Source organism: Bacillus paramycoides (genome assembly GCF_001884235.1).
Lineage (GTDB): Bacteria > Bacillota > Bacilli > Bacillales > Bacillaceae_G > Bacillus_A > Bacillus_A paramycoides.
Window position 1 is genome coordinate 62,037 of record NZ_MAOI01000071.1, and the last position, 23,595, is coordinate 85,631.

Here is a 23,595-nt window from a genome sequence, read left to right on the forward strand (position 1 = left end):
TTTATTGTATTCATTTTAAATTTTCTCCAGATGTGTTCTTCACTGATGCATGAGGAGACTATAGCAGCGAAAGAATTCAATACGTGATTTTTGCGAGTTATATAGTATGTATCCCGTTTTCTAGTAGGTTACAAAATTCCCCTGCGTGAATAGGCTTACTGTAATAGTAACCTTGAATAAACTGACATTTATTTTTTTGGAGGAAATTCACATGTTCTTTCGTTTCTACACCTTCAGCAATAACTGACATTTCTAATGTATGTGCTAATGTGATAATCGTTTTAATGATTTCTTTTCCATCCTCACACGTTTCAGACATTGTAATGAACTCTCTCGGGATTTTCAAAGTATCGATTGGATATAAAGGTAAGTATGCTAATGAAGAATAGCCTGTACCAAAGTCATCAATTGATATGTGAATCCCTAAATTCTTTAGTGTACGTAGTTTTAGTAATGTTTCTTTCTCATCCATCATTGCAATTCGTTCTGTTAATTCTAGATCAAGGGAACTTGCTGGTAAGTCTGTAGTTGCTAAAGTAGAAGAAATAGAATTTACAAAGTCTTCTTGCTCAAATTCTTTAGCAGATAAATTTACTCCTATTTTTAAATGAGAATAGCCAAATGTATGCCAACGTTTCATTTGCTGACAAGCTTGTTGCAATGTCCATTTCCCAATTGGAATAATTTGCAGTGTTTCTTCAGCAATCGGAATAAATTCATATGGAGAAATAACACCTAATTCTGGATGGTTCCACCGGATTAAAGCTTCAGCACCGATAATTTTATTAGATTCGCTATCAACTTGAGGTTGATATAAAAGGAACAATTCTTCATTTTGAATCGCACTTGGTAAATCTTTTTCTAATCGTAATCGTCTTTCGATTTTTTTAGCAATTACATCGTCATAAATAGAGACGGAGTTAAGCTCTTTTTCCTTAGCATCATACATTGCAACATTAGCGTTTTTTAAGAGTGTAGCGGTATCGATTCCAGCAGATGGATATATAGCGATGCCGATACTAAGTGATAAAGTTAATTTATGCTCATGTATGATAAACGGTTTTTTCATGTCTTCAAATAATTGGTTGCATAACTGGAATAAGGAATCACGATCAGTATAGTTTTCAATTAAAATTGTAAATTCATCGCCACCGATTCTTGATACATGAGTACCTGATGAAAGACATGATTGGAGTCGCTTTGCTACCTCCTCCAATACGGAATCACCTGCCGAATGTCCAAGTGTATCGTTAATAGCTTTAAAACGATCTAAATCTAAATATAATAATGCAAATTCACCTTGTGTTGTTTCAGCATTTTTTATAACTTTTCTTAATTTCTTATGGAAAAAGGCTCGGTTCCCAATTTTCGTTACAGTATCGTGGAATGCTAAATATTTTATTTCTTCTTGTTGTTTTTTTAGTGCAGTAATATCCTTTACCATAATATAGCTTCCTGAAATTTGTCCATCTATCATAATAGGAACGATGGTAACGTATAAAAAATATGTAAAGCCATCTTTATATTGGGAACTAAGTTGTAAGGATGCTGATTCTTGCTGTTTAACCTTTTCTAATGCAGCTACCAGTTTATGTTTATCCTCATCTAAAATGATCGAAAAACATGTCTCGCCAAGTAGCTCGTTCGTTGATGCTCCGAGTAGTATACTTCCTGCCTTATTTACATTTAAGAATATTCCATTTAAATCAATAGTGAAAATAGGATCAGGGTGATACTCATATAATGATTTGAATTTTTGTTGTTTCTGAGACAGAGCCTCTGATTGATGAACTAAATCAGAAGTCCGTAAAGTAACTTTTTCTTCTAGTTGAGTATTAAATGCTTGTAAACGTTTTGTTAGGCTGTCGTTTTGCATACGCACAATAGAATGGCGGATAAGTACGAAAACAAAAGCGATACAATTTCCTGTAATGAGAGTTGAAGATGATGTTTGTTCTTTTAGTGTAAACCCGATTAGTATTGCAACAGCAAGATAGGGGAATACGACTAAAACTTTCTTTCCTAGTATAGGATTTACAATGAAATAATTTTTATGGCTATTATAATCTTCTGAAATAGAACCAGCTATCGCGATAAGTAATATAGGTATTCTATATAAAAGACGTAATAACGTTATAGTATCACTTGATAAATGGCTATTTAAGTAGAAATAAATATAGTTAAAAGTTGCAGAACTTATTAATACAAAAATAAAGATATAAATTTTCCGTTTGGAATTAAAAATTGTTGGGCGGAAAAAGAGACTAAGACCTAATAGAAGAAATAATAAATCTGCAATTGGATATAGAAATGAAAGGAAAACATCTCCAAGTGAAAGAGAGAATATATTTAAAGCTGGCTGATTAAATAAGTACCATTCTAATGTGAATATGGAAGTAAGTACTATACATATATCACAAATAAAGAAAGCTTTTTCCCATTTATTGCATTCTTTTAAGATTTTATAGCAGAAAGCGATAAGGCAGAAGAATAGAAAAAACATGTAAAATACATCAGAAATAGTAAAATGATGTATTGGAATTTTGAAAAAGGTATCTTGATACGTATATACTATTTTTCCTAATAAAAAACTACCAATTGCTATTGTGATACATATCCAAAAAGGGTTTGAACTAACTTTTTTAGAATATATAGAGTAAATTAGTGATATAAATGTAATGGCTTCAACGATGAGTGAAGCGAAGCTTACATTGAAATTTGAAAAATGAGTAGGGGACAGAAAGAAAAACATAAAATAGATTGAATAGCATATCAATGTAGCGATTAATATACATAGTTGTAAATTTTTATTTAATTTCAATTGGATCACCTTCTTTAAGTATATAATTCGTAATATCTATACGTAATAATATTACTTAAGGATTGTATCAGATTTCCTTATAAAAAGCATGCTTATAAGGAAAGGATTGAATAGTGCGATAATTCTTGAAGTTAAAAAAGTGTTGTAGTTAATAATTTTTAGTTTATAAGGAATGTAGATATTATTTGTATATTTAGTCATCCTATAAATTTTAAAGATTTTTTAGTAATTTGCAAGCGGAGATACAAAATTGTATATAAAATGATGGGAGCTTCTCTCTAGATGAGGGGAGTTTTTCGTTATTATAGAGTATTAAGTAAGACCTTTGTATGTAGCTATTCTCATACAAATGAGGGATTAAAGAAAAGTGTTAATTATATACAATAATATGTAATACAGTAATTAGTTTTTAATATGGAGGGAAAATTATGGTGAAATGGGTGAAGTTTAGAATAGCACGTCCAACAGATAAGTTTGAAGAAGTGATAACATTTTATGAAAAGGGACTGGGTTTAAAGCGGATAGGTGAGTTTAATAATCATGATGGTTACGATGGAGTCATGTTCGGTCTACCGGATGAAGAATATCATCTAGAATTTACAAAACATATAGATGGAAGCCCGTGTCCAGCTCCAACAAAAGATAATTTACTTGTATTTTATATGCGAGAATATAATGAAATAGAAAAAGTGAGTATGAGGCTGCATGCAATGGGATACGATGAAGTAGAACCTGAAAATCCATATTGGAAAGAAAAGGGGATTACTATAGCGGATCCTGATGGTTGGAGAATTGTGTTGATGCAAATAGAAGAATAGGGTGTAATGAAGTTAGAGGAGAGCGAAGTTTCGAATTTTGATAGGATAAAAGAAAATATAAAAAAGCTTCCTTGGAGGAGATAAACTCATAGGGAAGCTTTTTTTGTGTTTATAATCTGAAAATTAAGATTTGAAATTAGGTTCTGAAAAGATGTAAAATGAGGACGTATATTCTTATGAATTTGAGAGTTTAGTTTGGGAGTGGGTTAGACGAACAGACCAGCTAAGTTCATAAAAGAAGAATGAATTAATATTTTGATTGTACTTAAGTTTTGATACGGCAGCAATTAAAGTAAGTAATTAACTTATAAATATTTACAAGGAGGAATTATGAATACATATATCTATATGGTTAGGCATGGTGAATCACCAAAAATAGAAGGAGATGAAAGAACACGTGGATTAACTGAGAAGGGAATTTTAGATACTCATAGAGTAACTGAGATATTAAAAGCAGAGGGAATTGACACTTTCGTTTCAAGTCCGTATAAGAGGGCAATGCTAACGATAGAAAAGTCAGCCGATTTCTATGAAAAAGAAATATTAATATATGAAAATCTCAAAGAGTGTAGGTTTTCAAGTGAGGATAAGATTATATCAGATAAAGAGGTGTATCCACTTGTAAAGAAGATGTTCTCAAAGCCAGAGTTTTCACTAACTGAGGGAGAATCATATGTAGATTGCCAGAGAAGAGTAGTGAGAGTATTAAAAGAAATATTGATGGATTTTCAGGGGAATAAAATTGTAATTGGTACACATGGGCTTGTAATGACACAAATGATGAACTATTTTGATAATCAATATGGGTTTGAGTTTTTAATGAATACATCAAAACCAGATATGTATAAGCTAGAATTTAAAGAAGAGCAATTAATAAATGTAGAGAGATTATGGAGAGAAGAATAAAATGGGGTATATGGAGTGTGTTTTAAAAGTTACTTTTAAAACACACTCTTTTGTAGTAAGTTGAGTTTTATATATTTTCACTGATTTGCTCTTTATTTTTGTTATATAAAGTATGTAAGAGTTTTTGAAATATCTTAAATGAGTACTGAAATATCGGACTTTGGATAAAAGTGTATAGAAAAGTTACGATAAAAATAGGTCCTCCTAGCATATATCCAATGACTAGTACAAAACATTCTACAATGATTCGAGCCCGGCTAATAGACAGCCCTGTTTTGTCAGAAATGGTAAGCATGAATCCATCGCGAGGTCCAGCACCAATCCCAGCCGCAACGTACATACCGCCCCCGATGCCTGTGATTACAATGCCAGAAAATAAAATCAGTAAGTTTATCCATAGGTACTGAGTAGCATGCGGAAGGATATTTGATTGTAAGAAAAAGTCCATAATAGGACCGATAAGTAGTGCATTTAAAAATGTACCTACGTTTATATATTTTGGATCTACTAGTAAAGAGATAAGAACGAGACATAATCCACATATGACACTCCAAGTACCAATTGTCCACCCAAATCGTTGGTATAGAGCCATATTTAAAACTTCCCAAGGATGTAAACCGAGGAATTTAACTTTGACTGCGAGAGCATTTCCAAGTCCAAAGAAAATTAATCCTAAGAAAAAAAGAAAATAGCGAAAGAGAGTTAGCCTCATCTTTAAAACCTCCCAATATATAATGATGTATATTACATGTTTGGATTTTAATGTGCAAATATTATGTCTTTTAATGGTTTGTTAAAAATGTAAATGGAATATATATCTTCACAGTCAAAAAAGTTAAAATATTTCGTTTTAAGGATTATAATAGAGAGAGAAATATAAAAGGAGTGAACGAATTTGAAACAAGAACTTATTGAAAGATTTACGAGATATGTAAAGATTGATACACAATCAAATGAAGAAAGTCATACAGTGCCAACAACACCAGGGCAAATTGAGTTTGGTAAGTTATTAGTGGAAGAGTTAAAAGAGATTGGGTTATCAGAAGTGACGATGGATGATAATGGTTACGTAATGGCGACACTTCCTGCTAATACAGATAAGGATGTTCCTGTAATAGGGTTTTTAGCTCATTTAGACACAGCAACAGATTTTACAGGGAAAAACGTAAAACCACAAATTCATGAAAATTTTGATGGTAATGCGATTACGTTAAATGAAGAATTAAATGTTGTGTTAACACCTGAACAGTTCCCAGAATTACCATCATACAAAGGACATACAATTATTACAACTGATGGTACAACACTTCTTGGAGCAGATGATAAAGCTGGTCTTACAGAAATCATGGTCGCAATGAATTATTTAATACATAATCCGCAAATTAAGCACGGAAAAATAAGAGTAGCATTCACACCAGATGAAGAGATTGGCCGTGGACCATCGCATTTTGATGTAGAAGCGTTTGGTGCATCCTTTGCCTATACGATGGACGGAGGTCCATTAGGTGGTTTAGAATATGAAAGTTTTAACGCTGCAAGCGCTAAGTTAACTTTTAAAGGGACAAATACACATCCTGGAACAGCTAAAAACAAAATGCGTAACGCAAGTAAACTCGCTATGGAATTCGATAGACAGTTGCCAGTAGAAGAGGCGCCAGAATATACTGAGGGATATGAAGGGTTTTATCATTTACTCTCTTTAAATGGTGACGTCGAGCAAAGTAAAGCTTACTATATTATTCGAGATTTTGATCGTAATCATTTTGAAGCGCGTAAAAATAACGTTAAAGATATTGTGAAAAACATGCAAGAGAAGTACGGTGAAGATGCGGTTGTTTTAGAGATGAATGATCAGTACTATAATATGCTTGAAAAAATTGAACCGGTGAGAGAAATTGTTGATATTGCGTATGAGGCAATGAAAAGTTTAAATATTGAGCCAAATATTCATCCGATTCGTGGTGGAACAGATGGGTCACAATTATCGTATATGGGATTACCAACGCCAAATATTTTCACTGGTGGTGAAAACTATCACGGTAAATTTGAGTATGTTTCGGTAGATACTATGGAAAAAGCTGTTCAAGTTATTGTAGAAATCGCAAGACGATTTGAAGAACAAGCTTAAAAAGAGAACCAAGTAGTAATGAAGTGCTACTTGGTTCTTTTCTATACTAAAAAATACAAGGTAAAGTGATATACTGTTTACAAGATATTTGTAAATTCATGCTTTTTGAAAGGAATCAATGTTCCAGAACCAGTATGTGTGAAGTTTTTACATGTGAAAAAATAGATAGATTTACCTATCTATTTTTCATTAGAAAATATTAATATAGAACTCGCCATAAATAAAATGTCGCGTAAGACTCCCAATGTATCCAATTTGCTGCAAATTCCTTTATTTCGTTTTTAGTTGGTTTCTTTTCGGAGCCTGTTATAAATTTGATAGCATTATGCAGGCCAACATCGTCAATTGGAAAGGCTGAAGGAAATCGTAAACAACGCATTAAAACATAGTGGGCCGTCCATGGCCCTATACCGCGAATGCTAGTTAATTGTTTTTCAGCTTGCTTCACATCTTGTATTTGTAATAGAGATTCTTTTGATAGTTTACCTTCTGTAATGAGCTGCGCGATGTCAATTAAGTATTCGCACTTTCTTGTAGTCATTTTTAATGTTGCGAGATCTTCTACATTTAGATTTGCTATTACTTCAGGTGATGGGAATATCCAATGTTTTTGGTCGTTCCATTCTACATGGTCTCCAAATTGTTCGACTAATCTTCTCTTTAAAGTATAGGCGTATGTGAGGTTGATTTGTTGGCCGATAATCCCCCAGCACAGTGCTTCAAATAAACTAGGAATACCTAAAGTACGAAGTCCATAATACTCTGTAATGGTTTTTTGAAGGAGTGGATCATATTTAGCTAATTTGTAGAAGGGAGCTAGATTAGTATCTAAATCAAACCACTCTTTTACATATGTAGCTACAGCATCGCGGATCCATTTTTCAGAGATATATGATTCTCCTAAAAAACGTATTTGAATATTTCCATCAGCATTCACACTAATTTCAATTAAAGGATTTACTTTTTGAATAGGGATGACTTTATAGATTTTATTGTTTTCAATATGAAACATACATTCATTTTTAGAACGCGATAGATAGCGTAAGTTTTCTTGAAAACTAAATTCTTTTGGAGCGACTAAAGTTAATGTTTCATTACAATCTTCTGTCATATTTACTCCTTCCGAAACGCTTCTAATTTGAGCAATTCATTCTTCATGTCTAAACCACCTCTAAAACCAGTGAGCTTTCCATCTTTTCCTATAACACGGTGACAAGGAATTGTAATCAGAAGAGGATTTGCCCCAACCGCGGTACCGACAGCACGTACAGCTTTAGGTTTTTGAATTCTTTCCGCAATTTCTGAATAAGAATATGTCTTTCCATAAGGAATTTCACGTACCGTATTCCAAACGGCTAATTGAAATGCAGTTCCGTAAGCATCGATAGGAAATGTAAAGGTTTCTAGCTTGTTTTCCAAATACTCGATAAGTTCTTTAGTATATGTTTGCAGATAATCTGGATTTTGGATGAATGTATGCTGTGGAAGTTTTTTTCTAGCCCACGTATTTAGTTCTTCAAAAGTTTTATTTTGTGATCCGATGAAGCATAATCCATTTGAAGTGGCTGCAATATGCATACGCCAATGTTTATGAATAAGCAATGTCCAATATATAGTTTTATTTTCATATGGTTTCATTATTTCATTCCTCTTTTGTTCTGTTCTTTTTTCGATATTTAGTAGGGGTAAATCCTGTCTTCTTTTTAAATAAAGTCGCGAAATACTCCGGGTTTTCTATCCCAACAGCAGTACTAATTTCCATAATGGATTTATTTGTATGTGAAAGGTATTCTGTCGCTTTTGTAATTCTGAATTGCTGTATATATTCTATTGGACTTATACCTGTCATTCTTTTGAACGTGCGTTGTAAATGAAATGGGCTACCATGGCACATTTCCGCGAGTATATCGAGAGTTAATACTTCGTCAAAATGCTTCTCGATACAGTCTTTAATTTGTCCTACCCACTCTTCATTAGGTAAAGTTATCCCGTTTGGCTTACAGCGTTTGCACGGACGAAAGTGTTCATACAATGCTTGCTCTGCATTTAGAAAAATTCGTACGTTGTTTTTATTAGGTATTCTCGATTTACACGATGGTCGGCAAAAAATCCCGGTTGATTTCACAGCATAAAAGAATTTGTTATCATATGAAGAATCATTATGAATAATCGCTTGCCAATACTCACTCGTTAAAGTAAATCCTTCATTTTGCAAAGAACATCACCTCTGAAATTAGTATAACCTGAATAATGTGTGTATGTACGTATTCACAAATGTAAGAGCAAGATTACAAAGATGAAACTATGATAGGTTATCTATTTTGTGTTAGCATGAAAACTGAAAATGCACATCAAGAGGAGGAACATATATGAAGTTTATTTCATGGAATGTAAATGGTTTGCGGGCAGTTATTGCGAAAGGTGGATTTTTAGAATATCTAGAAGAATCTAATGCAGATATATTTTGTTTACAAGAAATTAAATTACAGAGTGGACAAATTGATTTAAATCCAGAGGGATACTATACATACTGGAATTATGCTGTGAAAAAGGGGTATTCAGGAACTGCTATTTTTACGAAAAAAGAACCGATTTCTGTAATGTATGGTTTAGGAATTGAAGAGCATGATCAAGAAGGACGAGTTATTACATTAGAATTTGATGATTTTTATATGATAACGCTGTATACACCAAACTCGAAACGAGGATTAGAACGTTTAGATTACAGAATGGAATGGGAAGATGATTTCCGAGCGTATATTAAGCGATTAGATGAAAAGAAACCGGTTATTTTTTGTGGAGATTTAAATGTTGCCCATAAAGAAATCGATTTGAAAAACCCGAAAAGTAATCGGAAAAATCCTGGTTTTTCGGATGAAGAAAGAGAGAAATTTACATGTGTTTTAGAGGAAGGGTTTATTGATACATATCGATATCTATATCCTGAACAAGAAGGTGCGTACTCATGGTGGTCATACCGTATGGGTGCAAGAGCGAAAAATATCGGATGGCGTTTAGACTATTTTGTGATTTCTGAAAGGTTAAAACATAAAATTACCGATGCGAAAATTAATAGTGAAGTGATGGGATCAGATCATTGCCCAGTTGAGTTACGTATGGATTTCTAAAAAAGAAGTATCTTCTTGAAAAAAAGGAGATACTTCTTTTTTGTTCGATTTATTAAAATTTTTAAAATCATCCTTGAAATAAATAAATATTAAATATATACTTAATAACGATAATCATTATCATTGATAATGATTATCGAGATGAGGGTGGTGAAGAATTTAATATTAGGGGAAGTGAACAAGGATGAATCTTCATTTTAAGTAGATTTGTTAATGATGTGAAATATAGATGGGGATTATGTTTCATATAATTAAATTTCATTGTTGGAATAACATATTTTAAAGGTTTCGAGAGGAGATATATAAAGATGAACAAGAAGTTATTTACATTAGGGATGGTTACAGTTTTAAGTGTAGGGTTAGCAGCATGTAATAGTGCAGACAAAACTTCTGGGGAACAAAAACAACAGACAAAAGCTACCGAAACGAAAAAAGATGAAAAACGAAAAATTACATATTTAGGTAAAGAATATACAGTACCTGCGAAGGTAGATAAAATTGCGACAGCTAGTTTAGAGTCAATGGAAGATGCGGCAGTACTTGGAATTAAACCAGTAGGTGCAATTACTGTAGGTGGTAAATTACCAAAGTATCTTGAAAAAGATTTAGAGGGTGCGAAGTCTGTTGGTGAGAAAATGGAGCCGAATTTTGAAACCTTACTTCAATTAAAACCAGATGTTATTACATCAAGTACGAAATTCCCAGCAGAAACAGCAGAAAAGTTTACGAAAGTAGCTCCGACGTTCCCAGTATCACACGTTTCAACAAACTGGGAAGATAATTTAAAGCTAATGGGAGAGTTAACTGGTAAAAAAGATAAAGCAGAAAAAATTATTAAAGATTACAATGCAGATGCTGAAAAAGCAAAAGCGAAACTAGGAGATAAGTTAAAAGATAAAAAGGTACTTGTAATTAGATTAAGAGCAAACGATTTATTCCTATACCCAGCAGAAGTATACTTTAATCCTGTCATTTATAAAGATCTTGGACTAACTGTTCCAGAACAATTGCAAACTGTAAAAGCACAAGAAAAGATTTCTTTAGAAAAACTTGCTGAAGTTAACCCTGATTATATCTTCTTACAATACGAGGCAAGCGAAAATAATAAACCGAAAGTGTTAGAAGACATTGAAAATAATCCAATTTGGCAAAGTATGAATGCTGCGAAAGAAAAGAAAGTATTTGTAAACGTTGTAGATCCAATGGCACAAGGTGGTACAGCTTGGAGTAAAACAGCATTCTTAAAAGAAGCAGTGAAAAATTTGTCTAAATAATACAATAAGTAAGGTGCGTTGAATGATATGCAGAAAACAAATGCGGTACCAGTAACCATTTTATGTATAGCGCCCATACTAATCTTATTTACAGTTATACTTTCTATTTTATATGGGGCAAAAAACATTGATGTTGAAACAGTGTGGAATGCGTTATTTCATTTTGATTCAAGCGATGTAAATCATAATATTATTATTACTTCACGTTTACCAAGGGTAGTTGCAGCTCTTTTAGTCGGAGCATTTCTAGCCATATCAGGAGCACTTATGCAGGGGATGACAAGAAACTATCTTGCATCCCCTTCTATTATGGGTGTGACGGATGGTGCAGCCTTTGTTATTACACTTTGTATGATTTTTCTTCCAGGAATGTCATCGGTCGGTATGGTTTTATGTTCAATGATTGGTTCTGCACTAGGGGCCGGTATAGTGTTTGGTTTTGGTTCGCTCCTTCAAAATGGCTTATCTCCTGTTAGGTTAGCAATAATAGGAACAGTTATTGGAACATTTTTAAGCAGTGTATCGGCCGCGATGGCTTCGTATTTTCAAATCTCTCAGAATGTTAGTTTTTGGTTTAATGCAAAGTTAGATCAAGTGGACCCTAATATAATTAAAATTGCGATACCTTTTGGGATAATTGGGATAGTTTTGGCACTGTTAATATCAAAATCTATTACAATTCTTTCTTTAGGAGAAGAGATTTCTATTAATCTAGGACAGCGTACAAAACTAGTTAAAGCGATGGCGATTTTATCGGTCATCTTTTTAACAGGAACTGCAGTAGCTTTAGTTGGGAAAATCGGTTTTGTAGGTTTAATTATTCCACACATTACTCGCTTTATAATTGGGGTAGATTATAAGTGGATTGTGCCTTGTGCAGGCATTATTGGTGGAGTTTTCTTAGCGTTATGTGATGTTTTAAGTAGATTTGTGAATTATCCATTTGAAACGCCAATTGGAGTTGTTACATCTTTAATTGGAATTCCTTTCTTCCTTTATTTAATCCGTACAAGAGGAGGAGAGAGACATGCCTAAAAGTTCAAGTCAACGTTTTGGAATGACGATGGGGATTATTATATTTTTAATTTTTGGTGCTATTTATATTAGTTTAACGAATGGCACGTTTGATATTACGATTACAGATGTATTTAAAACGCTTTTTAGAATTAATCCAGTACCAGAGCATGATTTAGTTATTTTTGATTTTCGTCTTCCACGCATTGTAATTGCTGGATTAGTAGGATTAGGCCTTGGTATTGCGGGTGCTGTAATTCAAGGGATTACAAGAAATGGTTTGGCGGACCCAGGTATTTTAGGAGTGAATGCCGGAGCAGGTACAGCTATCGTCATTTTTATGTTTTTCTTTCAAGGACAATTAAAGAGTACAGACTGGGTTTCTATTATGATGATGCCGATGTTTGGTTTAGTTGGTGGATTAGGTGCAGCCATAATAATATATCTGTTTTCTTGGAAAAACGGTAAGTTAGATTCCCAGCGCCTTTTATTAACGGGGATTGCGATTGGATCAGGATTTGGAGCATTTTCTATGTATTTATCACTTAAAATGAAGTCAACTGATTTTGAAATGGCTGCAGTTTGGGTGTCTGGAAGCATATATAGTGCAAATTGGAAGTATATTATTGCCATGTTGCCGTGGCTTATTATACTAATTCCTCTTATACAAAAGAAAGCTTATTTATTAGATTTATTTCAATTGGAAGAAACGAGTATTACAAGTTTAGGTGTTTCAGTAGAACGAGAGAAATCAATTTTACTATTAAGTAGTATCGGACTTGTAAGCGCATGTGTTGCTGTTTCAGGAAGTATTGGTTTTATTGGATTAATGGCACCGCATATAGCGAAAAGGCTTGTCGGTATTCAACATAAACATATAATTCCGACGTGCGGAGTAATAGGAATGTTTCTTGTAATAGCTTCAGACTTTATTGCAAAAACAGTTTTCGCACCTGTAGAGTTACCAGTTGGAATCGTTATTTCTATTGTCGGTGTACCGTATTTCTTATATTTACTTTATAAGGCGAAAGCGTAAGAGGGGGAATAAAAGTGAGTATTTTAAGTGCAAAAAGTTTAGAAACGAGTTATGAAAAGCTTACCGTGTTTCGCGATTTAAATGTAGAAATACAAGAAGGAAAAGTAACGACAATTATAGGTCCAAATGGTTGTGGGAAATCGACATTATTAAAAACGATGGGAAGAATTTTAAAGCAAAAAAGCGGTAAAGTGTATTTGCAAGGGCAAGATTTAAATACAATTCCAACGAAAGAAATTGCAAAGCAATTAGCGTTACTCCCGCAAAATCCAATCGCTCCAGGAGAGCTTAAAGTAGAAGAATTAATTTCATATGGACGCTATCCACATCGAAATAATGTAAATAAGTTAACTTCAAAAGATAAAGAGATGATTGATTGGGCACTAGATATAACGAAAACATCTGCATTTCGTACGAGACAAATTGCGAATTTATCAGGTGGTCAACGACAAAAAGTTTGGCTAGCAATGGCGTTAGCACAACAGACAGAGGTCTTATTGCTAGATGAGCCAACTACATATCTTGATATGTCTCATCAATTAGATGTACTACAAATAGTGGAGAAATTAAATAAAGAACATAATTGTACGGTTGTAATGGTGTTACATGATATTAACCATGCAGCGAGATTTTCAGATGAGATTATTGCAATGAAAGAAGGACACATTATTACAACTGGTTGTCCTTCAGAAATTATTACAAATGAAGTGTTAAAAGAGGTATTTCATATTGATGCACGTGTCATGGTAGATCCGTATAACGGGGCTCCTGTTTGTTTCGGTTATGATAGCATCTATGAAGAAGAAAAAAGAGAGCTATATGTAACAAGTTAAAGGGGGGAATATAAGATGAATATAACTATTGAAAAACAGCAAATTAGTATATGGAACACTGAACAGTGGAAAATGTATTCCAAATTAGAAAGCAGAGAATATCAAATTCATATTTCAAAGCCGAAGCAACCAGCACCAGATTCAGGGTATCCGGTCATATATGTATTAGATGGCAATGCCTTTTTTCAAACGTTCCATGAAGCGGTTAAAATACAATCGGTTAGAGCGGAAAAAACAGGTGTTTCACCAGCCATTATAGTTGGTATTGGTTATCCAATTGAAGGGGCATTTTCAGGCGAAGAAAGATGCTATGATTTTACACCTTCTATAATTTCAAAAGATGCTCCTTTAAAACCGGATGGTAAACCGTGGCCTAAAACAGGAGGAGCACATAACTTCTTTACGTTTATTGAAGAAGAATTGAAACCACAAATTGAAAATAATTTTGAAATTGATAAAGAGAAACAATCATTATTTGGTCATTCTCTAGGCGGATTATTTGCATTACATATACTATTTACAAATGTAAATACTTTTCAAAATTATTTTATTAGTAGCCCGTCTATTTGGTGGAACAATCAATCCGTACTTGAAAAAGAAGAGAATCTTATAAATGAATTAAATGAAGCGAAGGTTGAAACGGGAGTATTCCTTACAGTTGGATCATTGGAGCGAGAGCATATGGTTGTAGATGCAAATGCATTATCAGAACGTCTTCTTCAATTCAAACATGAGAAGTTTAGATTCAAGTTTTATGAGGCTGAAGGGGAGAATCATGCATCAGTTGTACCGACTTCTTTAAGTAAAGGATTAAGATTTATTGGTCATTTGTAGAGGGTGTACGTGATATACACGATCTCCATATTTGAACAATTACATCAGGATTGGATGCTTTAAGCTGCCATGTAATGATTGATAAAAATCAGGATGATCAAGAAGTGCTTCAAAATATTATTACTATGCTAAAACACGATTTTCATATTGAACATAGTACAATTCAAATTGAAACACTTAATAAGCATAGTGAAATGGTCGTTTAATAAAAATCTACGAAAAGGCTATGGAGAATTTCCTCCATAGCCTTTTCATTTCTGTAAGTAGAATTGTCCTTTTTGAAAGTTTTGTTTCAACTTTTCGTCTAAAGAGACAAAAAAGTTGTCACAATTCCGTCACAATTAGCATAAACATAAAATAGACGAAATGAACTTATCCCCATAAAAGCTCGACTGATTCAACTAATGATTAGTAGGGCTGAAATAAACACCGATTAAAAGTTCACTTTATTCTCAAGGAGGTAGATCGTATGAAAACTATTCTTGCTATCGCTGGGCTTATTTGGGTTTTATCACATGGCATTCCAATTTATGAAGGAGAGCAAATTCGTAGTGCTCTAAATAAAAATTTTAATGAATATCATATCATTGATCGGCAAGATAATGTTGTTACTGTTCGAGTAAATGACTGTTTTCATACGGTAACTGTTGAAGGAACTTCAGTAGTGAATGACACAAAAGTATGTGATCAACAATAATTTTATATATAATAGGAAGAAAAAAGCCTCAATTCAAATATGTGAAGATTGAGGCTTTTATTTATCCAGCTATTTGCGGGTTAATAATGAATGAGAGATGAACAAAACCCTCGCTGATTAAAGTTTCACTTTATTGAGTTTTGCAGCGGACTTTATGCTTTTTTGAAAAGGGACAGGGTATAATGACAATTGAGATTGAGAAGCTAATAATTTGTTAAGAATAATCATATAAACATTAGATACTCATATGGGGTATCAATACATAGATATTTAATGCTATAATTGATATACTCAAAAAGACATTTATTTTTATCAGATGAAGAGAAACTTTAAGAAGGTGATAATATGGATCATAAAGAACATGAAGCAGTAACACATAGATCAGAAAAAGAAAAAGAGCAAATTATAAATAGATTAAAGCGAATTGAAGGACAAGTCCGTGGTATTCAAAATATGATAGAAAATGATCGCTATTGTGTAGATATTTTAGTGCAAATTTCAGCGATTAATGCAGCGATGAAAAAAGTAGGAATGGGTGTTCTCAAAAATCATACAAGTCATTGTGTTTCTGGTGCTATTAAGGATGGTAATGGTGACGAAGCAATTGAAGAATTAATGACCGTATTTGAACGATTTTCAAAGGCTTAAGAAACAAGCTAGTATTTGACTAGCTTGTTTTTTTGTTTATTTAAGACTTTTACCTCAAAGCTTAGTATAGGGAGTTTAAGCGTGTACTTAATAGTTCGATTGATTAAACTTATTTCATGTACCTATAAGGGGTACCTGTATGTTTTGTCGTGGAATGAATGGATTTATTTCAAAGAAGGCTGTGTGGGATAAGAGAAAACAAGGAACTTATAAAAAATTATAAAAATCATTATACAAAACCATTGATTACCTTAGGGGGGTATGGTAAGATAAGATTGTGATTAACAAACAATGAATGAACAAGAGGAGGATTTTAAATGGAACAGCTAACATTAAAGGTTGAGGGTATGTCTTGTGGACATTGTGTAAATTCTATTGAAAGTAATGTGAAAGAACTAAATGGTGTTGAACAAGTAAAAGTGCAATTAGCAGAAGGAACTGTTGAAGTTACCATTGACTCATCAATCATTACTTTAAAAGATATTGTTAGTGTAATCGAAGATCAAGGATACGATGTTATATAATAATTTTTAAATAGGGGAATAAATCGTACTTTAAATAAAGTGCGATTTATTTTGCTAACAAATATACCTCTTGAGGGTATGTGGTAGAGGTGAATGAAATGAATGAACAAAAAGAAGCCAATTTTCAAATATCAGGAATGACATGTGCCGCATGTGCGAATAGAATTGAAAAAGGTCTTAAAAAAGTAGAAGGTGTTCAAGAGGCAAATGTAAATTTTGCGCTTGAAAAAACAAAAATTTTGTACGATCCAACTCAAACAAATCCTCAAAAGTTTAAAGAAAAAGTTGAATCGTTAGGATATGGTATTGTAAGTGATAAGGCAGAGTTTATGGTATCAGGAATGACGTGCGCTGCATGTGCGAATAGGGTGGAAAAACGTTTAAATAAGCTAGATGGTGTGAGTAAGGCGACAGTAAATTTCGCTTTAGAATCAGCTACTGTAGAATTTAATCCTGATGAAATTAGTGTTACTGAAATGAAGAGCACGATTACAAAGTTAGGATATAAATTAGAAGTAAAGTCAGATGAGCAAAATTCATCAACAGATCATCGATTACAAGAAATTGAGCGACAAAAGAAAAAGTTTATTATTTCGTTTGTTTTATCATTTCCGTTATTGTGGGCAATGGTAAGTCACTTCTCATTTACATCGTTTATTTATTTACCTGATATGCTTATGAATCCGTGGGTGCAGCTAGCTCTTGCAACTCCAGTGCAGTTTATAATTGGAGGCCAGTTTTATATAGGTGCTTATAAAGCATTGCGCAATAAAAGTGCAAACATGGATGTTCTTGTGGCACTTGGAACGTCCGCAGCTTATTTCTATAGTGTTTATTTAAGTATTCAATCAATTGGTTCCTTGGAACATATGACAGATTTATATTTTGAAACGAGCGCGGTACTTATTACATTAATTATTTTAGGTAAATTATTCGAGGCAAAAGCAAAAGGGCGTTCATCAGAAGCTATTAAAAAATTGATGGGATTACAGGCGAAAACTGCTACAGTTGTACGAGATGGAACAGAAATGAAAATTTTAATCGAAGAAGTGGTAGCAGGTGATATCGTCTATGTAAAACCTGGCGAAAAAATCCCAGTAGATGGGGAAATTGTAGAAGGAAAATCAGCGATAGATGAATCGATGTTAACAGGTGAGAGTATTCCAGTTGATAAAACAATCGGGGATGTAGTAATTGGTTCTACAATGAATAAAAATGGATTTTTAAAAGTTAAGGCAACTAAAGTAGGAAGAGACACTGCATTAGCACAAATTATTAAAGTAGTAGAAGAGGCTCAAGGTTCGAAAGCTCCTATTCAAAGGGTAGCGGATCAAATTTCAGGTATTTTCGTACCTGTTGTAGTTGGGATTGCTATTATCACTTTTGTAGTATGGATGGTATTTGTTACACCTGGTGATTTTGGAGGAGCGCTTGAGAAAATGATAGCAGTACTTGTTATCGCATGCCCATGTGCTTTAGGTCTTGCAACACCAACATCTATTATGGCGGGATCAGGAAGATCAGCTGAATACGGAATTTTATTTAAAGGTGGAGAGCATCTAGAAGCGACGCATCGATTAGATACGATTATTTTAGACAAAACAGGTACAGTTACAAATGGAAAACCGACATTAACAGATGTAATTGTAGCAGATGGATTTGAAGAGAAAGAAATATTAAAATTAGTCGGCGCAGCAGAAAAAAATTCTGAACATCCACTTGCAGAAGCGATTGTAGAAGGAATTAAAGAAAAGGGAATTGATATCCCAAGTTCAGAAACGTTTGAAGCAATTCCTGGATTTGGTATTGAGTCGGTTGTAGAAGGGAAAAAGTTATTAATTGGTACACGCCGATTAATGATGAAATTTAATATTGATATTGAAGAAGTTTCTAAATCGATGGAAGAACTAGAGCGAGAAGGAAAAACAGCAATGCTTATAGCAATAGATAAGGAATATGCTGGAATTGTTGCTGTTGCAGATACTGTAAAGGATACTTCAAAAGCAGCAATTGCAAGACTTAAGAAAATGGGTCTAGACGTTGTTATGATTACAGGTGATAATACACAGACTGCTCAGGCAATTGCTAAGCAAGTTGGTATTGATCACGTAATCGCAGAAGTATTACCAGAAGGAAAAGCAGAAGAAGTAAAAAAACTGCAAGCTAGCGGTAAGAGAGTGGCTATGGTTGGAGATGGAATAAATGATGCTCCTGCTCTTGCTACAGCTGACATTGGAATGGCAATTGGAACGGGGACAGATGTAGCAATGGAAGCAGCGGATATTACATTAATCCGTGGTGACTTAAATAGTATTGCTGATGCAATCTTCATGAGTAAAATGACGATTAGAAATATTAAGCAAAACCTATTCTGGGCATTAGCCTATAACGGCCTAGGAATTCCAATTGCGGCGTTCGGTTTCTTAGCTCCTTGGGTTGCAGGTGCAGCAATGGCATTTAGCTCTGTATCAGTTGTATTAAATGCATTAAGATTGCAAAGAGTTAAATTAAAATAGTAAAAGTTTCACTTTATAGAGTAATTGAATATGCTTTTAAACAAAAAAACAATACTTTGAATAAGTATTGTTTTTTTGTATAGAAAGAAAAAGATATAATATAGGAAAGATAGAAGCGGTAGCTTGATGAGGAGATTTATACATGTTTAAAGATATTATAATTAGAACATTCCAGAAAGAGGATTTAGAACAAGTATTACAATTATTTTATGAAACGGTTCATACGGTTAATGCAAAAGATTATAATACGTTACAGTTAAATGCTTGGGCACCAGAGAGACTAGAAAGAGAAAGCTGGCTACAATCTTTAGAAAAGAATATTTGTTATGTTGCAGATTATAAAGGTGTGATAGTAGGATTTGGGGATTATAATGAGGACCATTATGTAGATCGCTTATTTACGCATAAAGATTATCAAGGAAAAGGGATAGCTTCCTACATACTACAGAAGTTAGAAAAAGAAGCAGTGAACTTGCAGCATAGATATATATATACAGAGGCGAGTATTACAGCAAAACCCTTCTTTGAAAGCAAAGGTTTTATTTGCATAAAGGAACAAAATAAACAGCATAATGGTCAGATTTTTATTAATTATGTAATGAAAAAAATAGCCTTCTCATAAATGAGAAGGCTATTTTTCATTATTTTACAGCTTCTTTTAGTTCTTTACCAGCTTTGAAAGCAGGTACTTTAGAAGCTGCGATTTGCATTTCTTCACCAGTTTGTGGGTTACGGCCTGTACGAGCAGCTCTTTCACGAACTTCGAAAGTACCGAATCCGATAAGTTGTACTTTTTCACCAGCAGCTAAAGTGTTAGTGATTGATTCTACTACAGTTTGTAAAACTACAGTAGCTTCTTTTTGAGAAATCTCAGCATTTTGTGCTACGCTTTTAATTAATTCTGTTTTATTCATGTTTTTCACCTCATATGTAAATAATGCTATTTAAGTTGTTATTATAACGTATAAAACATCCGAGAACAAGTGTACGTAGATATATTCACGAAAAAAATGAAATTTGTAATATTTTTTAGGACCACTTTATAGCCATTCAATTTAAGCGGATACAGATTTGTTCTTTAATTCAGTTTGTTCTTTATTGGAAGATAGTTTCTTATTATAAGATATGAAATACGGTAATGCTACAAATAACATACCCCCTACTAAATTCCCGAAGAAAACAAAAATGAAGTTTGGAAAATACTCAATCCAAGTTAAATGACCAGAAAAAATTGCGGCTGGGATGACAAACATATTAGCTACAACGTGTTGGAACCCAATCGCAACGAAAGTCATAACGGGAAACCAAATACCGATAATCTTTCCGCTAAATTCTTTACTTCCCATACTGAGCCAAACAGCTAAACAAACGAGCCAATTACATCCAATTGCAGATATGAATGCTTGTAGTGGCGTATCTTGTAGTTTAGCTTGTGCAATAGACACTGTTTTCCCTAAAAAAGCCCCCTCCGTTAATCCGACAATATGGCCGAAAAAATAAGCAACGAATACAGCACCGATGAAATTGCTAAACGTAACAATAACTAAATTTCGTATTAAGTGAAATAAGGTGATTTTTTTATGAAGCCAAGCCATTGAAACTGTCATCATGTTTCCGGTTACTAGTTCACCGCCCGCAAGAATAACGAGTATAAGACCGATAGGGAAGACAGCGGCACCTAAAAAACTAGTAAATGATCCCCAAGATTTTGGCATTGTCCCAATAACATGAATATCGAGTAAATACCCTAATGCAATAAAAGCGCCACCAAAAAATCCGAGAATTAGCATAGGGAGTAATGATAAATGAGCTTTTTTTCTTCCGGAATTAGCAGCAAGTTCAGTAATCTCTTCTGGTGTACATACAGACATGAATAACCCCTCCGTAATAAAGTGATGGAACGAATAGAAGAAACATTTTTAACAATCTATGTATTATAAAAACATGTTATGAAATGTGTATAAATTTGTCAAATTTAGATGGGGATAAAATCGAGTGCAGCTTAACATTTTTTCATGGTGTCACATCAATGTAACAAAAAGGTTTTAAACTACATCTAGAGGTGAAAACGTGAATACGCATCATGTAAAAAAAAATCAAAAAAAATCAATTTTAAAGAAATTTATTATTAGTTTATTAAGTATATTAATTATTCCAGCTAGCTTGTATTTCTATGCAACAGAAATAGAACGAAGATTAGTAGCGGTCACATGGAATGAAATAGAATCTCCTACGATTCCTAAAGAGTTTAACAATAAAAAGATATTGCAATTCTCAGATGTACATTTAGGACCAGAGTTTACATTGAAACAACTAGATAATCTTGTGGGAAAGATGAATGAGTTACGTCCAGATATAGTAGTTTTTACAGGGGATTTAATAGATAAGTTTGGGACCTATAATGCGGAAAGAGAAGAGGCGAAAGAAATTTTGAGGGGAATTCATGCTCCTCTCGGAAAGTATGCTGTGTTTGGGAATCATGATAGAGGTGGGGGCGGTAGTTTATTCTACAAAAAGTACATGGAGGAAGCCGGTTTTTCTGTTTTAGTAAATGAAGTACAGAAAATTAAAGTGGAAAATGGCAAGTACATTACAATATCAGGTTTGGATGATTTCTTATTAGGGAAACCACAAATAGACTCGACTTTAAAAAACTTAAGACAACAAGATTTCAATATGCTATTAGTACATGAGCCTGATGTTGTAGATAAAGTAGCTCGTTATCCAGTTGATTTTCAAATGTCAGGACATAGTCACGGAGGACAAGTTCAAATTCCCTTTGCGGGCCCTTTAATTACCACAAAATTAGCTGAGAAGTATGTTGAAGGAATGTATGAATTAGAAGGAAAGAGTAAGTCATTACATTTATATGTAAATCGAGGTATTGGGACGACTAGAATGCCTGTTAGGTTTTGGAGTGTACCGGAACTTTCGGTTTTTGTATTGAAGAAAAATAGTAATTAGAATAGGGCGTTTAACATGTTTGAAAAAAAGAGAATTTTTAATAGAAAGTTCTTTTTTTATTGATTAAAATCTGAATATTGTGTACTTTTTATTTGAAGTGTTAAAAAGAAAGGGGAATTTCTATGATAGAAACATGGCATAAAGAATTGGAAAGTTTATATAACCAAATGGTTTCGTGGCGAAGAGATTTTCATCAATACCCAGAGCTATCGTTTCAAGAAATAGAAACACCGAAAAAAATAGCTGAAATCTTAAAAAGTTTTCATATTGATGTGAAAACAGATGTAGGTGGAAGAGGCGTAATTGGCGTAATTGAAGGTAGAAGACCTGGGAAGACGATAGCGTTACGTGCTGATTTTGATGCACTACCTATTCAAGATGAAAAACAAGTCTCATATAAATCAAAGGTTCCTGGCGTAATGCATGCTTGTGGGCATGATGGACATACAGCAACACTTTTAGGAATTGCAAAAGTATTAAGTGATAACCGAGACCAGATTTCTGGAAAAATAGTACTTATTCATCAACATGCAGAAGAGAAAGAACCTGGCGGGGCAATTGCTATGATTGAGGACGGTTGTTTAGAAGGAGTAGATGTTGTTTTTGGTACACATTTATCTTCTCAAATGCCCCTAGGAATTGTAGGTGCGAGGGCTGGGGCGATGATGGCAGCAGCGGATAGTTTTGAAGTGAAGATTCAAGGGCGAGGTGGTCACGGAGGAATGCCACATCATACTGTGGATGCCATTATCGTTGCGACACAAGTTATTAATCAGTTGCAACTATTAGTTAGTAGAAAAGTAGATCCGTTACAATCTGCTGTATTAACAGTTGGTACATTCCATGCTGGTCAAGCGGATAATATTATTGCGGATACTGCTACATTTACAGGAACAATTCGGACGTTAGATCCTGAAGTGAGAGAATTTATGGAGAAGGAATTTAAACGAGTTGTTGAGGGGATTTGCCAGTCTCTTCATGCTGAAGTTAATATTCAATATAAACGGGGTTATCCAATATTAATAAATCATTTAGAAGAAACGAATTATTTTATGGCGATTGCGGAACGTGATCTTGGAAGAGACAGAGTCATCGAAGTGCCACCGATTATGGGTGGTGAAGATTTTGCATACTACTTAGAAAATGTTTCAGGAGCATTTTTCTTTACAGGTGCAGGTAATGAAGAAATAGGTGCAACATATCCACATCATCATCCTCAATTTGATTTTGATGAACGTGCGATGTTGGTTGGCGGAAAATTACTTTTAACTCTTGTAAATAGTTATTTAAGAGATGGAAAAGAATCTCTTAAAACTTTAGATGTGAATGTGACAAAGTAATTTGTATAAATAAAAAGCAACAATAGGTTATGTAAAGTAACCTATTGTTGCTTTTGTTATTTTTGAGAGGGAATAGCATCAAAATTAATGGACCAAGACATTAAACCGCTGTGT

General features: G+C 33.7%; 23 protein-coding genes and 1 pseudogene. 17 read left to right on the forward strand and 7 right to left on the reverse strand.

Features of this window, described 5'->3' with window-relative positions; genetic code table 11:
* Window positions 1-97 precede the first annotated feature (97 nt).
* Window positions 98-2,821, reverse strand: coding sequence for a sensor domain-containing protein (locus BAU28_RS14685; protein ID WP_071718938.1), 2,724 nt, complete (start codon window positions 2,819-2,821; stop codon window positions 98-100).
* A 428-nt stretch (window positions 2,822-3,249) separates the two neighbouring features.
* Here BAU28_RS14685 and BAU28_RS14690 point away from each other — a divergent pair, with 428 nt between their 5' ends.
* Together BAU28_RS14690 and BAU28_RS14695 are read left to right on the forward strand one after the other, a co-directional pair.
* On the forward strand, window positions 3,250-3,639 hold the full coding sequence (locus tag BAU28_RS14690; RefSeq protein WP_002173032.1) for a VOC family protein: 390 nt from the start codon (window positions 3,250-3,252) through the stop codon (window positions 3,637-3,639).
* Window positions 3,640-3,969: 330 nt separating this feature from the next.
* On the forward strand, window positions 3,970-4,545 hold the full coding sequence (locus tag BAU28_RS14695) for a histidine phosphatase family protein (RefSeq protein WP_071718939.1): 576 nt from the start codon (window positions 3,970-3,972) through the stop codon (window positions 4,543-4,545).
* A gap of 67 nt (window positions 4,546-4,612) precedes the next feature.
* Here BAU28_RS14695 and BAU28_RS14700 read toward each other — a convergent pair whose 3' ends face one another.
* On the reverse strand, window positions 4,613-5,257 hold the full coding sequence (locus BAU28_RS14700) for a YczE/YyaS/YitT family protein (RefSeq protein ID WP_071718940.1): 645 nt from the start codon (window positions 5,255-5,257) through the stop codon (window positions 4,613-4,615).
* A gap of 183 nt (window positions 5,258-5,440) precedes the next feature.
* Here BAU28_RS14700 and pepT point away from each other — a divergent pair, with 183 nt between their 5' ends.
* A complete protein-coding gene (gene pepT, locus BAU28_RS14705) occupies window positions 5,441-6,673 on the forward strand; it encodes a peptidase T (protein WP_071718941.1) in 1,233 nt (410 codons plus the stop codon).
* A gap of 199 nt (window positions 6,674-6,872) precedes the next feature.
* Here pepT and BAU28_RS14710 read toward each other — a convergent pair whose 3' ends face one another.
* Genes BAU28_RS14710 through BAU28_RS14720 form a run of 3 tightly spaced genes read right to left on the reverse strand, consistent with a single transcriptional unit; the run spans window position 6,873 to window position 8,888 of the window.
* Window positions 6,873-7,784 (reverse strand): DNA-3-methyladenine glycosylase family protein, encoded by a 912-nt coding sequence (locus BAU28_RS14710; protein ID WP_071718942.1) that lies wholly within the window; start codon window positions 7,782-7,784, stop codon window positions 6,873-6,875.
* 2 nt (window positions 7,785-7,786) lie between these two features.
* Window positions 7,787-8,311 carry a methylated-DNA--[protein]-cysteine S-methyltransferase gene (locus BAU28_RS14715; RefSeq protein ID WP_071718943.1) on the reverse strand — a complete coding sequence of 175 codons (525 nt, stop codon included), beginning with the start codon at window positions 8,309-8,311 and terminating at the stop codon, window positions 7,787-7,789.
* A gap of 4 nt (window positions 8,312-8,315) precedes the next feature.
* Complete coding sequence (locus BAU28_RS14720; RefSeq protein WP_071718944.1) at window positions 8,316-8,888, reverse strand: bifunctional transcriptional activator/DNA repair enzyme AdaA; 573 nt, start codon at window positions 8,886-8,888, stop codon at window positions 8,316-8,318.
* Between the two features lie 154 nt (window positions 8,889-9,042).
* Between BAU28_RS14720 and BAU28_RS14725 the strand changes: the two genes are divergently transcribed.
* The 12 genes and pseudogenes from BAU28_RS14725 to BAU28_RS14785 all read left to right on the forward strand — a co-directional run bounded on the left by BAU28_RS14725 (window position 9,043) and on the right by BAU28_RS14785 (window position 19,799).
* Window positions 9,043-9,801 (forward strand): exodeoxyribonuclease III, encoded by a 759-nt coding sequence (locus BAU28_RS14725; RefSeq protein WP_071718945.1) that lies wholly within the window; start codon window positions 9,043-9,045, stop codon window positions 9,799-9,801.
* 308 nt (window positions 9,802-10,109) lie between these two features.
* Window positions 10,110-11,075 (forward strand): iron-hydroxamate ABC transporter substrate-binding protein, encoded by a 966-nt coding sequence (locus tag BAU28_RS14735; protein ID WP_071718946.1) that lies wholly within the window; start codon window positions 10,110-10,112, stop codon window positions 11,073-11,075.
* 27 nt (window positions 11,076-11,102) lie between these two features.
* Window positions 11,103-12,110: a FecCD family ABC transporter permease gene (locus BAU28_RS14740; protein WP_048371540.1), complete on the forward strand. Its 1,008-nt coding sequence runs from the start codon at window positions 11,103-11,105 to the stop codon at window positions 12,108-12,110.
* Window positions 12,103-13,125 (forward strand): FecCD family ABC transporter permease, encoded by a 1,023-nt coding sequence (locus tag BAU28_RS14745; RefSeq protein ID WP_071718947.1) that lies wholly within the window; start codon window positions 12,103-12,105, stop codon window positions 13,123-13,125. The genes BAU28_RS14740 and BAU28_RS14745 overlap by 8 nt, the downstream gene beginning before the upstream one ends.
* 14 nt (window positions 13,126-13,139) lie before the next feature.
* A complete protein-coding gene (locus BAU28_RS14750; RefSeq protein ID WP_048371536.1) occupies window positions 13,140-13,958 on the forward strand; it encodes an ABC transporter ATP-binding protein in 819 nt (272 codons plus the stop codon).
* A 15-nt stretch (window positions 13,959-13,973) separates the two neighbouring features.
* On the forward strand, window positions 13,974-14,792 hold the full coding sequence (locus BAU28_RS14755; RefSeq protein ID WP_025148407.1) for an alpha/beta hydrolase: 819 nt from the start codon (window positions 13,974-13,976) through the stop codon (window positions 14,790-14,792).
* Window positions 14,789-14,998: pseudogene (locus BAU28_RS14760) on the forward strand (cation transporter dimerization domain-containing protein); the annotation flags it as partial. The gene BAU28_RS14755 and the pseudogene BAU28_RS14760, both read left to right, overlap by 4 nt.
* Window positions 14,999-15,261: 263 nt before the next feature.
* On the forward strand, window positions 15,262-15,489 hold the full coding sequence (locus tag BAU28_RS14765; protein WP_000849103.1) for a hypothetical protein: 228 nt from the start codon (window positions 15,262-15,264) through the stop codon (window positions 15,487-15,489).
* Between the two features lie 345 nt (window positions 15,490-15,834).
* On the forward strand, window positions 15,835-16,137 hold the full coding sequence (locus BAU28_RS14770) for a metal-sensing transcriptional repressor (RefSeq protein WP_000349636.1): 303 nt from the start codon (window positions 15,835-15,837) through the stop codon (window positions 16,135-16,137).
* A 317-nt stretch (window positions 16,138-16,454) separates the two neighbouring features.
* The gene (copZ, locus tag BAU28_RS14775) at window positions 16,455-16,661 is read left to right on the forward strand and encodes a copper chaperone CopZ (protein ID WP_002173015.1); all 207 of its coding nucleotides are present in this window, start codon (window positions 16,455-16,457) and stop codon (window positions 16,659-16,661) included.
* Between the two features lie 98 nt (window positions 16,662-16,759).
* On the forward strand, window positions 16,760-19,177 hold the full coding sequence (locus BAU28_RS14780; protein ID WP_071718948.1) for a heavy metal translocating P-type ATPase: 2,418 nt from the start codon (window positions 16,760-16,762) through the stop codon (window positions 19,175-19,177).
* Window positions 19,178-19,319: 142 nt separating this feature from the next.
* Window positions 19,320-19,799: a GNAT family N-acetyltransferase gene (locus tag BAU28_RS14785; RefSeq protein ID WP_048371530.1), complete on the forward strand. Its 480-nt coding sequence runs from the start codon at window positions 19,320-19,322 to the stop codon at window positions 19,797-19,799.
* Window positions 19,800-19,818: 19 nt separating this feature from the next.
* On the opposite strand, the gene BAU28_RS14790 is transcribed toward BAU28_RS14785, so the two are convergent.
* Entirely contained in the window at window positions 19,819-20,091 is a 273-nt protein-coding gene (locus tag BAU28_RS14790; RefSeq protein WP_001043913.1) for an HU family DNA-binding protein, read from the reverse strand.
* A 141-nt stretch (window positions 20,092-20,232) separates the two neighbouring features.
* Window positions 20,233-21,048: a formate/nitrite transporter family protein gene (locus tag BAU28_RS14795; protein ID WP_071718950.1), complete on the reverse strand. Its 816-nt coding sequence runs from the start codon at window positions 21,046-21,048 to the stop codon at window positions 20,233-20,235.
* A 199-nt stretch (window positions 21,049-21,247) separates the two neighbouring features.
* On the opposite strand from BAU28_RS14795, the gene BAU28_RS14800 reads away from it, so the two are divergent.
* Entirely contained in the window at window positions 21,248-22,141 is an 894-nt protein-coding gene (locus BAU28_RS14800; protein WP_048371527.1) for a metallophosphoesterase, read from the forward strand.
* Window positions 22,142-22,263: 122 nt separating this feature from the next.
* Window positions 22,264-23,481 (forward strand): amidohydrolase, encoded by a 1,218-nt coding sequence (locus tag BAU28_RS14805; protein WP_048371525.1) that lies wholly within the window; start codon window positions 22,264-22,266, stop codon window positions 23,479-23,481.
* Window positions 23,482-23,595 lie beyond the last annotated feature (114 nt).